Source organism: Qipengyuania benthica, assembly GCF_030717865.1.
GTDB lineage: Bacteria > Pseudomonadota > Alphaproteobacteria > Sphingomonadales > Sphingomonadaceae > Qipengyuania > Qipengyuania benthica.
In genome coordinates, this window is record NZ_JAVAIL010000002.1 from 491,895 (window position 1) to 504,136 (window position 12,242).

General features: G+C 65.1%; 9 protein-coding genes. 4 read left to right on the top strand and 5 right to left on the bottom strand.

The window, feature by feature from the left end; genetic code table 11:
- Window positions 1-35: 35 nt before the first annotated feature.
- From prfB to Q9K01_RS07670, 3 genes are all read right to left on the bottom strand, one after another.
- Window positions 36-1,163: a peptide chain release factor 2 gene (gene prfB / locus Q9K01_RS07660; RefSeq protein ID WP_305929618.1), complete on the bottom strand. Its 1,128-nt coding sequence runs from the start codon at window positions 1,161-1,163 to the stop codon at window positions 36-38.
- A 107-nt stretch (window positions 1,164-1,270) separates the two neighbouring features.
- Window positions 1,271-3,784, bottom strand: coding sequence for a penicillin-binding protein 1A (locus Q9K01_RS07665; protein WP_305929619.1), 2,514 nt, complete (start codon window positions 3,782-3,784; stop codon window positions 1,271-1,273).
- An 86-nt stretch (window positions 3,785-3,870) separates the two neighbouring features.
- Entirely contained in the window at window positions 3,871-4,809 is a 939-nt protein-coding gene (locus tag Q9K01_RS07670; protein WP_305929620.1) for an N-acetylmuramoyl-L-alanine amidase family protein, read from the bottom strand.
- A 431-nt stretch (window positions 4,810-5,240) separates the two neighbouring features.
- Between Q9K01_RS07670 and Q9K01_RS07675 the strand changes: the two genes are divergently transcribed.
- Window positions 5,241-8,159: an Rne/Rng family ribonuclease gene (locus tag Q9K01_RS07675; protein WP_305929621.1), complete on the top strand. Its 2,919-nt coding sequence runs from the start codon at window positions 5,241-5,243 to the stop codon at window positions 8,157-8,159.
- Between the two features lie 66 nt (window positions 8,160-8,225).
- On the opposite strand, the gene Q9K01_RS07680 is transcribed toward Q9K01_RS07675, so the two are convergent.
- Complete coding sequence (locus Q9K01_RS07680; RefSeq protein ID WP_305929622.1) at window positions 8,226-8,861, bottom strand: class I SAM-dependent methyltransferase; 636 nt, start codon at window positions 8,859-8,861, stop codon at window positions 8,226-8,228.
- 149 nt (window positions 8,862-9,010) lie between these two features.
- Here Q9K01_RS07680 and Q9K01_RS07685 point away from each other — a divergent pair, with 149 nt between their 5' ends.
- The gene (locus Q9K01_RS07685; protein ID WP_305929623.1) at window positions 9,011-10,018 is read left to right on the top strand and encodes a D-alanine--D-alanine ligase family protein; all 1,008 of its coding nucleotides are present in this window, start codon (window positions 9,011-9,013) and stop codon (window positions 10,016-10,018) included.
- Here the strand turns inward: Q9K01_RS07685 and Q9K01_RS07690 are convergent.
- Entirely contained in the window at window positions 10,011-10,736 is a 726-nt protein-coding gene (locus tag Q9K01_RS07690; protein ID WP_305929624.1) for an SDR family NAD(P)-dependent oxidoreductase, read from the bottom strand. The two genes, Q9K01_RS07685 and Q9K01_RS07690, sit on opposite strands and share 8 nt — an antisense overlap.
- A gap of 211 nt (window positions 10,737-10,947) precedes the next feature.
- Here Q9K01_RS07690 and Q9K01_RS07695 point away from each other — a divergent pair, with 211 nt between their 5' ends.
- Complete coding sequence (locus tag Q9K01_RS07695; protein WP_305929625.1) at window positions 10,948-11,730, top strand: succinate dehydrogenase iron-sulfur subunit; 783 nt, start codon at window positions 10,948-10,950, stop codon at window positions 11,728-11,730.
- 20 nt (window positions 11,731-11,750) lie between these two features.
- The gene (locus Q9K01_RS07700; RefSeq protein WP_305929626.1) at window positions 11,751-12,230 is read left to right on the top strand and encodes a PaaI family thioesterase; all 480 of its coding nucleotides are present in this window, start codon (window positions 11,751-11,753) and stop codon (window positions 12,228-12,230) included.
- Window positions 12,231-12,242: the final 12 nt, after the last annotated feature.

Below are 12,242 nucleotides of genomic sequence, written 5' to 3' on the forward strand. Positions count from 1 at the left end.
GCGCAAAGAATTCGCAGTCTCCCAGATCCGACCGCCTATTCGACGTCTTCCACCTCGACCTGCTCACCGGTTACGCGCTGCGCCAAGGCCGCGGAAATGAAATCGTCGATCCCACCGTCGAGCACCGCGTCGGGCGACGGCGAAACCACGCCGGTGCGCAGATCCTTCACCATCTGATAGGGCTGGAGAACATAGCTGCGGATCTGGTGGCCCCAGCCGATCTCGCTCTTCTCCTGATATTCGCCGCTGGCCGCCGCCTCGCGCTCGGCCATCTCGCGCTCGTAGAGACGGGCCTTGAGCATGCTCATCGCCTCGGCCTTGTTCTTGTGCTGCGAGCGTCCGCTCTGCGATGCCACCACGATGCCGGTCGGCTGATGGGTGATCCGGACTGCGGAGTCGGTGGTGTTGATGTGCTGCCCGCCGGCGCCCGAGGCGCGATAGGTGTCGATCTTGAGATCGCTTTCGTTGATCTCGATCTCGATATCGTCGTCGATCACCGGATAGACCCAGACCGAGCTGAAGCTGGTGTGGCGGCGTGCGGAACTGTCGTAGGGGCTGATCCGCACCAGTCGGTGGACCCCGCTCTCGGTTTTGGCGTAACCATAGGCGTTCTCGCCCTTGACCAGGATCGTCGCGCTCTTGAGCCCGGCCTGATCGCCCGCCTGATACTCCACCGTCTCGACCTTGAACCCACGACTTTCAGCCCAGCGGGTGTACATGCGGAACAGCATTTCCGCCCAGTCCTGGCTCTCGGTCCCGCCGGCACCGGCATGGATTTCGACGTAGGTATCGTTGCCATCCGCCTCGCCCGAGAGCAGCGCACGCACCTTGTCGGCATCCGCACGCGCGGCGAGCTTTTCGAGGCTGGCGAGCCCGTCCTTGACCACGTCCTCGTCGCCCTCGGCATCGCCCATCTCGACGAATTCGACCGCATCGGCCATTTCGGAGGAGATCTCGTTGACGGTGTTCACCGCATCTTCGAGCCGCTTCTGCTCGCGACTGACGGCTTGCGCATCCTTGGGATTGTCCCACAAGGTGGGATCCTGCACGCGCGCATTGAGCTCGTCGAGACGGCGCAGCGCCTGCTCCCAGTCGAGCGACTGGCGGACCAGCGCCAGCGCGGCCTGAATGCGGTCGATATAGGCCTGCCCCTCGGCACGCATGGACAATTCCTCGGTTTAAGCTCGGGAGCGCCCGCTTAACGCGCAGGCGCCGTTTGTAAAGTTTACTGAAGTTTACGCCAACAGGACGGTGATACGGGTCGGTCCGGCTAGTAGATGCCGCCCTGTTGTTCGACGAAATCGCTCGGCGCTTCCTCGCGACGTGCCGGAGCGGTCGAGCGGGTCTGGGCGACCCGGCCGCGGCGGATCTGTTCGAGGATCGCGTTGCGTTTGGCGGCGATCTCGTCCTGCCTGGTGGCCCGGGCGGGCTCGGTATCGGGCTTGAAGGCTTCCCAGATGACCGCCGCCTTGGGATCGTCGCTGGGCGTGCCGTCGAACACTCGTTTGCCGCTGCGGCGATCGATCCGGACCATCCGAACCCCGGCCGGCGCGACGAACTCGTCGCCGTCCCAGCGCTCGCGCGATGCCTCTACGAACCGCTTGAAGATCGGCGCCGCGGTATTGCCGCCCTGCACCCAGCCGCCCAGATTGCGCGGCTGATCGAAACCGACATACATGCCGGCCACGATCTGCGGCGACCCGCCGACGAACCATGCATCGGTCGGACCGCTGGTGGTTCCGGTCTTGCCGAACAGCGGCATCTCCAGCGCGCGCAAGCGCACGGCGGTGCCGCGCGTGACCACGCCTTCGAGCATGTGAACGGTCTGGAACGCCGTCCGCGGGTCCATGACCTGTTTGCCGGCGATGCCGAGGCGGGGCATCGGCTGGCCGTCCCATTCGGGCATGTTGCAATTGGTGCATTCACGCTGGTCGGAGCGCCAGATCACCTTGCCTCGCCTATCCTGGACGTAGTCGATCACGCTGGGCTGGTGGAGCCGCCCCCAGTTCACCAGCGCGGAATAGGCGTTGACCATCCGCTCGACCGTCGTGTCCCCTGCGCCGAGCGCGAACGCCGGATAGGGTTCGTAACTGCCGATGTTGAGTTGCTCGAAGGTCTTGATAACATTGGGCATTCCTGCGTCCATCGCGATATGGACGGTCATCAGATTGCGGCTCTGTTCGAGCCCCCAGCGCATCGTGTGAACCCCGCCACCGCCGCCTCCGAAGTTGCGGAAGCATTTTTCGCCCAGATTGGCGCCCTGATAATAGCAGAAGGTCTGGTCGGGCACCTGGCTCGCGGGGGTCAGGCCGTGCTCGAGCCCGGTGGCGTAGACGAAAGGCTTGATCGTCGATCCCGGCTGGCGAAGCGCCTGCGTCGCCCGGTTGAACGAACCCAGCCGCGCGTCGAACCCGCCCTGCATCGCCAGAACGCGTCCTGTCTGCGGGTTCTGCGCCAGGAAGGCGCCCGAAACTTCGGGGACAGCGCGCAGGCGATAGCCATCGCCCGCTGGCTGCGCGGCGACCACATCGCCGACCTTCAACGCATCGGGAGCGCCGGTCAGCGGATAGGTTTCGCCGTTGGTGAGCCCGATCGTGGGCGACGATCCGCCCGCTTGCGTGACCACGCCGATGCGCCAGTCCTCGTAATTGATCCCCAGATTGGAGGAGCGCAACTGGCCGATCAGGTCGCCATTGTCGGGATTGAGCGTGGCCACCGGACCGCTCCAGCCGCGATTGCCTTGATAGCTGAGCAACTGCGTCCGCAACGCATCGCGCGCCGCATCCTGCAACTCCATGTCGAGCGAGGTGCGCACCCACAATCCGCCGGCATAGACGCTGTTGCCGCTGTCCTCCGCGGTCTCGCCGAATTTGTCGATCAGCTGGCGCCGCACTTCCTCGAGGAAATAGCCCGCATCCGCCGATCGTTCCTGCCGCTGCTGGACCAGTCCGAGATCCTCGCGGCGCGCGCTCGTACCCTGCTCGGGCGTGATGAACTCGTTGGCGACCATCTGGTCGATGACGAAATTGCGGCGTGCGAGCGCCAATTGCTCGTGCTGGGGGCGCCCGTAGCGCTCGGGAGCCTTGGGCAGGATCGCGAGGAAGGCCATCTCGTGCAGATCGAGATCGCCGACGTCCTTGTCGAAATAGGCGCGGCTGGCGGCCTGCACCCCGAAGCTGCGCCGTCCGAGCGGAATCTCGTTGAGATAGAGTTCGAGGATTTCGCGCTTGCTCAACACGTCTTCGATCCGCCGCGCGAGGATCATCTCCTTGAGCTTGCGGGTGACCGAATATTCATCGCCGAGCAGCACGTTCTTGGCGACCTGCTGGGTGATCGTGGAACCACCCACCGCGCGCTCGCCGGAACCCATCTTGCTGGCATAGTCGAACACCGCATTGGCCGTACCCGCCAGATCGACGCCGCCATGGCTGAAGAAGGTCTTGTCCTCCGCCGCGAGGAAGGCTTCCACCAGCGTGGTGGGAAAATCGACATATTGCAGCTGGACGCGTCGTTCGCGCGCGTAGGAATGGACGATCTCGCCGTCGACTCCGCGCACCACGGTGGGCAAAGGCGTCTCGTAGTCGAGCAGGCTCTCGGCATCGGGCAATCCCCGCGCCAGCAGGGTCCAGCCCAGCACAAGGACGATCACACCCAGCGCCAGCAGCGCGGAGCCCCAGCGAAACCAGCGATGCTCCCGCCAATTGCGCACAAACCAGCCGCGCGCGGCGGTCAGGTCGTCGCGCATGCGTTGGCGGATCGTCTGTAGTCTGGATTGCTCGGCCATCGGGGTCCCAAAATCTGCAGGCCGGCCCCTAGCACGGCAAATCTGTCTCGCGCCATAACGAAGCGACAGATGGGGAACGCGCCCGGTCAGCCTTCCGTGTTCGCTGCGTCGCTCGGGCCGGACGGCTGTTCCAGCAGATCTTCGCGCTGGCGGATGAAATAGATGCGGATGGCGCGCGCCATCACCTCCGCGAAGCGGGCGCGGCCTTCGGGCGAGGCGAGCCGTTGCGCCTCGTCGGCGTTGCTGATGAAGCCGCTTTCGTAGAGCACCGAGGGCACGTCGGGCGCGCGCAGCACCTTGAGCGCTGCCGAACGACGCGCCTGCGGGTGGAAGCGGATCGTGCCCTCCCCCTCGCGCTGGATCAGCGAGGCGAATTCGGCGGATTCGGCCTGGGTGCGGCGCTGCGACAGTTCGACCAGGATGGTGTTCACCGCATCGCTCTGTCCCGCGATGTCCTGACCGTTGATCCGGTCCGAGCGGTTTTCGCGTTCGGCAAAGCGCGCCGCCGCCTCGCTCGATGCGCTCTCGGACAGGGTGTAGATGCTGGCACCCGCCACCTCGCTCGCCTCGCCCGCGGAATCGGCGTGGATCGAGACGAACAGATCGGCTCCCAAGCGGCGCGCGATCTCGTAGCGTTCGGCATGCAGGAGGTAGCGATCCTCGTCGCGAGTCAGCGCAACCCGCACGTCTCCGGCTTCGAGCAACCGGGCCCGCAGCGCGCGCGCAAGGCGCAGAACAAGGTCTTTCTCTTGCAGCCCCTCATTCGAGGCGCCCGGATCGTGGCCGCCGTGCCCGGCGTCGATCACGACCAGCGGTCGGTTGCCATCGCCCGATCCCGCGCCCTGCCCGGCGATCTCAGGCAGCGGCAGATCGTCGCCGGCGGGAGGCAGTTCGACCCGCAGGACGTAGCCGCGTCCGAACTGCGGCAGGTCGAGCGAGCGGTCGACCGCGACCGCCCAGACGAGTACCGTGAGAAGGGCCATCGGGATCAGCGTAAGCACGATTGGGAGCAGGATCCGCGCCATGGCGCTCCCCTAGGGCTGCGGCGCCCTTTCTCGCAATATGGTTGCCGTAAGATACCCACGGTGCTAGCGCCTCAGCTGTAATAGCCGGGCTCCGGCGGCGAACGCCTCTCGTTCCACAGTCCGCCCGCTATACGCCAATTCGGCTACCCTTTTCGATCGGTGGCCCTGAGACAGGTTGATGCAGGACAAGAACCGTTCCCCCTCGTTGTTCCCTCGACAGGCAATCGCCTGCCGCGAGGGAATTGCGGGCCGGACAGCGCTCGATTGGCGCAGGTTCCAAGCTGCAGACACGACATTCCGGCTCCGCACCCCAGGGCGCGGATGCCGGTCATCCACGACTGCCGATCCGCTTCTCGGCGGCAGTTTTCACATCACAAGGCGCAAGTCGGCTGCCGGGCTCGTCCCGGCCCCTTGCGCATGGAGAAATCTACATGGCAACGCGCATGCTTATCGATGCGCGCCACTCGGAAGAAACCCGGGTGGCGGTTCTCAAGGGAAATCGGATTGAGGAGTTCGATTTCGAATCCGCCGATCACCGGCAGATCAAAGGCAATATCTATCTCGCCAAGGTAACCCGCGTCGAACCCTCGCTGCAGGCGGCTTTCGTCGACTTCGGCGGCAATCGTCACGGTTTCCTCGCGTTCAGCGAAATCCACCCCGATTACTACCAGATCCCCAAGGACGACCGCGACGCGCTGCTCGCTGCCGAAGCCGAAGTCGCCGAAGAGGAAGAACGCCTGCGCGCCGAAGAGGAAGAGCGCGGCGAGATGCCCGGCGACGAATACGACGCCGACGAGGAAAGCTCCGAAGCGCTGGCCGAGGAATTCGCCGAGGACGGGCTCGAGGAAGTCGATACCTCCGACAAGGACGATGTCGCCACGATCGAGGAAGGCCAGCTCGATCGCGAGGACGACGACGATGATTCCGACGACGACAGCGACGACGAGGACAATGGCGGCAGCGGCGGCAACGGTCGTGGCCGCAGGGCCAAGGGCCGCGGGCGCAACCCGCGTCAGGGCAAAGGCCGCAGCCGCGCCAAGGAAGTCGACGATGCGCGCGCGCGCCGGATGGAACTGCGCCGCCGCTACAAGATCCAGGACGTCATCCAGCGCCGCCAGGTGCTGCTGGTTCAGGTCGTCAAGGAAGAGCGCGGCAACAAGGGCGCCGCGCTGACCACCTATCTCAGCCTCGCCGGGCGCTACACCGTGCTGATGCCCAACAGCAGCCACGGCGGCGGCATCAGCCGCAAGATCAACTCCGCCAACGACCGCAAGCGGTTGAAGCAGATCGTTTCCGATCTGACGCTGCCCAAGTCGATGGGTCTGATCGTGCGCACCGCCGGCCTCAGCCGGACCAAGCCCGAGATCAAGCGCGACTTCGACTATTTGGCGCGGTTGTGGGACGACATCCGCGAGAAGACGCTCGCCTCGAGCGCACCGGCGCTGATCCATTCGGACAGCGATCTGATCAAGCGCGCCATCCGCGACATCTACAATCGCGAGATCGAGGAAGTGATCGTCGAGGGCGAAGCGGGCTACAAGCTCGCCAAATCCTTCATGAAGATGCTGATGCCCAGCCACGCCCGGCGCGTGAAGAGCTACAGCGATCCGGTGCCGATGTTCCAGCGCTACGGCGCGGAGGATCAGCTCAAGGCGATGTACGACCCGGTGGTCCAGCTCAAATCGGGCGGCTATCTGGTCATCAACCCGACCGAGGCGCTGGTCTCGATCGATATCAACTCGGGTCGTTCCACCAAGGAGCACGGGATCGAGCAGACCGCGGTCGCCACCAATCTCGAGGCGGCGCGCGAAATCGCCCGCCAGCTGCGCCTTCGCGACATGGCCGGGCTGGTCGTGATCGATTTCATCGACATGGAACGCAGCGGCAACACCCGCAAGGTCGAACGGGCGATGAAGGACGCGCTCAAGAACGACCGCGCCCGCATTCAGGTCGGGCGGATTTCCAGCTTCGGGCTGATGGAAATGAGCCGTCAGCGGCTGCGCACCGGTGTGCTCGAGGCGACGACGCGCGAGTGCCCGCATTGCGACGGTACCGGGCTGGTCCGTACCGCATCGAGCGCGGGCCTCTCGGCCTTGCGCCTGATCGAGGACGAGGCGGCCAAGGGCAAGGGCACGATCATCACCCTCTCGGCGAGCACCGAGGCGGCGGTCTATCTGCTCAACCAGAAGCGCGGCGATCTGATGGAAATCGAGGATCGCTACGGAGTTACGATCGAAGTGGTCCCCGAGGGCGAGGACGAGGGCGCCAAGATGGCGGTGTCCAGTTCCGGCCCGCGTCCGACCAATGCTCCCAAGTTCGAACCCATCGTCGACGACGATGACGACGACGAAGAGTTCGAGGACGACGACGCCGACGGCGAAAGCGACGAGAGCGACGACGAAGACGGCGACCGCGACGAACACCGCGGCAATCGCCACAACCGCGATGGCGATCAGAAACGTCGCCGCCGCCGTGGCGGTCGCAATCGCAGCCGCAACAACGATCGCGACGATCAGCAGGGCTCGAATGGCGGCGAGGATCGCAACGCGGGCCACAACGAAGACGAGAGCGACGAGAGCGAACGCCGCGACGACCGCAATGATGGACCCAATGACGAACATCGCGGCGAAAACGACGACGAGGGCGACGGCAATTCGCGCAAGAAGCGACGCCGCGGTCGCCGGGGCGGACGCGGCCGCAAAAAGTCGGCCGAAGTCACCGCCAATCACGCCGAAGAGCTCGAACAGGTTTCCGAGCAGGTCGTGGAAGACATGGCGGTGGTGGCCGGCCCCGAGGGCACTCCGGAAGCCGCCGAAGCAGCGAATGAGCAGGAAGCCAAGCCCAAGCGCAAGCCGCGGCGCCGGAAGGGTGCCGAGGATCCTGCGGAAACCGAAGGTGGCCAGTCGGACAACGTGACGGCAGCCGAATCCACTGCGGGGAAAGAAGCGGAAGAGGCCCCTGCCAAGCCGAAGCGGACTCGCCGCAAGAAGCCCACGGAGGAAGTCGCCGAAGCGCCTTCGGGCGAATCCGAAGCGCAGGCCGAAGCTGGCGAGGAAAAGCCGAAGCAAAGGCGCAAGCCTCGTGCGCGCAAGCCTGCGGCTGCAGCGGCTAAGGATGCCAAGGCGCAAGATGCGACGCGCTCGTCCGAGACTGCTGCTCCCGATACCGAGGCAGCAAAGCCGGCTCCCGAACCGGTTGCCTCGTCCGCATCCCCCGCAACTGCCCCGACCGGCAAAACGGCTCCTGTGGATTCCGCTACCGACCGCGGCGCAGAGGCAGATGGCGGTGCCGACGACGGTACGACTGCAAAGCCGCGCCGCGGTTGGTGGCAGCGCACCTTCGGCGAATAGGACGGAACCCTCTCCGGACTGGCGCAACTGCGCTACCCGGAGAGGGCTATTGTCGGCGGTCTGAAATCAGTACCCGCGCTTGCGGGCGATGCCCCACTCCATCCAGCCCATGACCCGTGGGGCTTTCTCCAGATAGCCCTGGCCCAGCGGCTCGACCTCGAACCCCCCGGCGCGCAACGAACCGCCCACGAGGCGGGTCAGATGGCAACCGCCGGCCAGCGGTTTCCAGACGGGCTCTATCCGTTCCTGCCATGCGGCGACCCGTTCGTCGGGCGCCCGTCCGTGTTCGAGAAACAAGAGCTGACCGTCGGGTTTCAGCACCCGGTGCAGTTCGGAAACGACCCGTCCATGGTCCTGCACCGAACACAGCGTATAGGTACACACCACCGTATCGAAACTGCTGCTCGAGAACGGAATGTCCTCGCCATGGCCCTGGCGCAGATCGACCGCCCGCCCCTGCGCCCGGGCCGTCTCGCATGCGCTTTCCAGCAGAGCTTCGTGAGGGTCGATGCCCGAGAATGCCGTCACCCTGCTCCAGTCGTAGAACTGCTGGTTGAGTCCTCCCCCGCAGCCCAGCTCGAACACCTTCCCCGAGGCGAGGGGCAGGACCAGCCGCCGGCGTTTTTCGATGCCCTTCTGACCGCAGGCAAAAGTGATGAGCCGCGGCATGACGTGCCGGTCGTACCAATTGGCCAGGCCCATTGCGCATCTCTCCTCGAAACCCGATTGGGGCAGACTAGCCGCGCATTCGCTCGGCTCAATGTTTTTCGTTCCTCTTGCGGGGGCTGGAAGCGCCGAACCATTCCGCCTAGAGGCTCGATCGAAAGCTCCCAAACAGGATAACCCCCGCCATGAATATCGCTCCGCTTCGCATTCCCGAAGACGCCAAGGAGAGGTTGCGCGTCCTGTTCATGGCCAAGCACGCGCTGTGGGGCGGCGGGATGCACCCCGAGGACGGCAATCACGCCATCTATCACCACGAAGTGCGGACCACGCTGGAGCAAATGGGTCTCAACCTGATGCTGGCCGACAGCTACAAGGTGCTGTTCGAACAGCCCGAGGCGGATTTCGTCTTCCCGCTGCTCAATCGCGGCGGCTTCGTGAACTCCGAGATGCTGATCCCGCTGCTGTGCAACATGCACCGCATTCCCTACATCGGCGCGATGCCCTTTCTGCGCGGGCTCGGCGACGACAAATCGGTTTCCAAGCTGGTCTCGACCCACGCGGGCGTGCCGACCGCACCCTGGTTCTGCTTCCGCCGCGGCGCTTCGGTGGACGAGGCGAACGTCCCGCCCTCGCCCGCCGGTCGCTGGGTGATCAAGCCCAATGCCTCCTCCGCCAGTTGGGGCATTTCCGACGCGCATGACTTCGCCGGTATCGCCAATGCGGTCGCCGATATCCACGGTCAGGGTCACGATGCCATCGTCGAGCCCTATCTCGACGGCTACGATGTCCAGGTCGCCTTCATCACCATCGACGGCAGACCGGTGCAACTGCCGATGCTGTGGTACGAGCGCGAAGATACGCAGCGGCTCTGGACCTATTACGAGAAGCGCGACCTGATCCAGAACACCGAGAAAAGCGCGCTCAAGCGGTTCGACGATCCCGAGTTCGAGCCGCGCATGGCCGATCTCGCCGCCCGGGTCGCTCAGGAGTTCCACCCCTTCGACTACGGCCGGATCGAGTTCCGCTTCGATCCCAAGACGGGCGACATCAATTTCATCGAGATCAATCTGAACTGCAATCTGTGGTCTGAAAAAGTCATGGCCAAGGCCGCGGCGCAGGCCGGGTTCAGCCATGCCGACCTGCTCGAGACGATCCTGGCCGAATCCTTCCGTCGCAACGCGCTGATCAGCTAGGAATTTCCTCGCCCTTCCAGTCGAAGGCCTTGCCGCTCTCGGCGGGGGTGAGCCCGTCGATCACATTCAGCAGATGGTGCGCGGCCTCGGGGGGAGCGGTGAGCTGGCCCGATGGCAGATTGGCCTGGAAGGGTTCGGACAGGCCGGTATCGACCGTTCCGGGATGCAGCGCGACGACGCTTGCCTCCCGGTGCGTGCGCGCCAGCTCGATCGCGAAATTGCGCACCAGCATGTTGAGCGCGGCCTTGCTGGCGCGGTAGCTGTGCCAGCCGCCCAGCCGGTTGTCCGCAATCGAGCCGACCCGGGCGGAGAGCGCCGCGAACACCGTGCGCTGGTCGCGGGGCAGCAGCGGGAGCAGGTGCTTGGCGATCAGCGCTGGGCCGATGGTGTTGATGCGGAACGCCTCGGCCATCGCCGCACCGTCGAGCTGGCGATAGCTGCGCTCGGGTCCGGTGCCGTCGGCCAGCGTCAGCGCGCCGGTGCAGACCACCACCAGCTGCGGCGGCGCATCCCGCATTGTCTCGGCCGCCCGCGCAATCGAGTTCTCGTCTTCGAGATCGAAGCGCAGCGGGTCGATCCCGGCGGGCCAATCGGTCGTCGCCGAGCGGGAAAGCGCCCAAACCTGGGTGCCCCGCTCTGCCAGCGCCAGGCACAGCGCGCGGCCGATTCCGCCGCTGGCACCGACGATCGCGGCGCGCTCGAATGGCTGGTGGTTCATCCTGCCGATCCTAGAGCGGCGGGCGGGAGATGCAAAAAGGGAAAAGGCTGGTTCATGAAACACATGCGGGGAGCATGGGTGAGGAGTGTTGTTTTTCCAGCAGAAACCGCCATTTTCCCTACAGTGCCGGAAGCGGCGTTATCGCCCGTTTCCCTTGTGCCGCGACGCAGGGGCGTTAAGAGCGTCCGCAAGCAGGAATACAGGAACGAACATGGCGACCTTTACCCTCCCGAAGAACTCCAAGATCACCGGCAAGGCCCGCAAGCACGCCGCGACCAGCTCGGGTCGGGTCAAATCGTTCAAGATCTACCGCTACGACCCCGATCTCGGCGAGAACCCGCGCTACGACACCTTCGAGCTCGACCTCGACGATTGCGGCCCGATGGTGCTCGACGCGTTGTTCAAGATCAAAAACGAGGTCGATCCCTCGCTGACCTTCCGCCGCTCGTGCCGCGAGGGCATCTGCGGTTCGTGCTCGATGAACATGAACGGCAAGAACGGGCTCGCCTGCACCACCGCGATCGACGATCTCAAGGGCGAGATCCGCATCACCCCGCTGCCGCATATGGAAGTGGTCAAGGATCTGGTCCCCGACTTCACCCATTTCTACGCCCAATACGCCTCTATCCGTCCGTGGCTGCAGACCGTCTCGACCACGCCCAGCGGCAAGGAGAGGCTCCAGACCCCCGAGCAGCGCGAGAAGCTCGATGGTCTCTACGAGTGCATCCTGTGCGCCTGCTGCTCGACCGCCTGCCCCAGCTATTGGTGGAATTCGGACAAGTTCCTCGGCCCGGCGATCCTGCTCCAGGCGTTCCGCTGGCTGGCCGACAGCCGCGACGAGATGACCGGCGAGCGGCTCGACCAGCTCGAGGATCCGTTCCGGCTCTATCGCTGCCACACGATCATGAATTGCGCCAATGTCTGCCCCAAGGGGCTGAACCCGGCCAAGGCGATCGCCGAGACCAAGAAGATGCTCGTCGAACGCGCGCTCTGATCGGCAGGTTTTGATCGCAGATGGCTTTGAGCGAAGACGTGTTCGAACACGGTCCCGATCCGGAAAATCCGGGCTGGAACCACTGGAACCTGAAGGACCAGACGCTGTTCAACGGCGCGGTGATGGGCAAGCTCCTCACCCGCGTGGAGGGTGAGGGCGATGCGCGCCGCGCGCGGCTGCGCATGTTTCCCGAGCGGCGGCACGAGAATCTGCAGGGCATCGTCCATGGTGCGGTGACGCTGTCGCTGATCGACATCGCGCTGTTCACCACCATGCACAATCTGGGCAGCGGGAATGCCGGGCCTTCGGTGACGCTCGAACTCTCGACGCAATTCGTCGGCGCGGGCGATCCGGCGCGCCCGCTCGATGCGGTGACCGAGATCGTCCAGGAAACCGGAAAGCTGGTGTTCGTGCGCGGCACGGTCGAGCAGGAGGGGGATCGTGTCGCGGCCTTCTCGGGCATCGTCCGCAAGATGCGCCCGCGCGCCGCCGAGCAGTGAAGCGATCGTGAA

Excerpts from the sequence above, each read along its gene's own strand:
- Q9K01_RS07690 (WP_305929624.1), bottom strand. The coding sequence starts at position 10,736 with ATGAACCACCAGCCATTCGAGCGCGCCGCGATCGTCGGTGCCAGCGGC.
- Q9K01_RS07675 (WP_305929621.1), top strand. The coding sequence starts at position 5,241 with ATGGCAACGCGCATGCTTATCGATGCGCGCCACTCGGAAGAAACCCGG.
- Q9K01_RS07700 (WP_305929626.1), top strand. The coding sequence starts at position 11,751 with ATGGCTTTGAGCGAAGACGTGTTCGAACACGGTCCCGATCCGGAAAAT.
- Q9K01_RS07685 (WP_305929623.1), top strand. The coding sequence starts at position 9,011 with ATGAATATCGCTCCGCTTCGCATTCCCGAAGACGCCAAGGAGAGGTTG.
- Q9K01_RS07670 (WP_305929620.1), bottom strand. The coding sequence starts at position 4,809 with ATGGCGCGGATCCTGCTCCCAATCGTGCTTACGCTGATCCCGATGGCC.
- prfB (WP_305929618.1), bottom strand. The coding sequence starts at position 1,163 with ATGCGTGCCGAGGGGCAGGCCTATATCGACCGCATTCAGGCCGCGCTG.
- Q9K01_RS07695 (WP_305929625.1), top strand. The coding sequence starts at position 10,948 with ATGGCGACCTTTACCCTCCCGAAGAACTCCAAGATCACCGGCAAGGCC.
- Q9K01_RS07680 (WP_305929622.1), bottom strand. The coding sequence starts at position 8,861 with ATGGGCCTGGCCAATTGGTACGACCGGCACGTCATGCCGCGGCTCATC.
- Q9K01_RS07665 (WP_305929619.1), bottom strand. The coding sequence starts at position 3,784 with ATGGCCGAGCAATCCAGACTACAGACGATCCGCCAACGCATGCGCGAC.